The sequence below is a fragment of the Rhizobium sp. 18055 genome, from assembly GCF_902706285.1.
In the GTDB taxonomy this organism is placed as follows: domain Bacteria; phylum Pseudomonadota; class Alphaproteobacteria; order Rhizobiales; family Rhizobiaceae; genus Rhizobium.
Genome location: NZ_CACSKD010000362.1, coordinates 1 through 420 on the forward strand (window position 1 = coordinate 1; position 420 = coordinate 420).

The 420-nt window shown below is 68.8% G+C and carries 1 pseudogene; it reads right to left on the minus strand.

From position 1 onward, the window contains the following. Positions 1–390, minus strand: a pseudogene (locus tag GVL52_RS29520) (hypothetical protein); the annotation flags it as partial. Positions 391–420: the final 30 nt, after the last annotated feature.

Genomic DNA, 420 nt, shown 5'->3' on the forward strand with positions numbered 1-420 from the left:
ATCGTCGGCACGGTCGATCCATGCGGTGTAGTCGCGGGTGCGCGCCTTGGAATCGATGCGCAGGTCGTTGTCGTAGCCGATCAGCACCAGCACCGGCGGCGCCTTGCGCGCGGCCAGCTCGGCCAGCAACGGCTGATCCAGGACCATCGCGACGGCGTTGCCGTCCAGCGCGTACAGCACCGGAGAGGGCACCTTGCCGGCCTTGGCCGGGATCGCCAGGTTCACCCGCCAACGGCGCTGCTGGTCCGGGCTGTCCACCACGAAATGCTCGAAGCGATAGCTGGCCGCCGGCTCGTCGAGCACGGTGCGGCCGATCTTCTGCAGCGGGTTGCGCTGCTGTGCATGGGCATATGGGGTGACCAGGAGCAGACCCATCATCAAGGCGGCCAAGCCGCGGGCCAGCGGACCACGGCGCGAAGG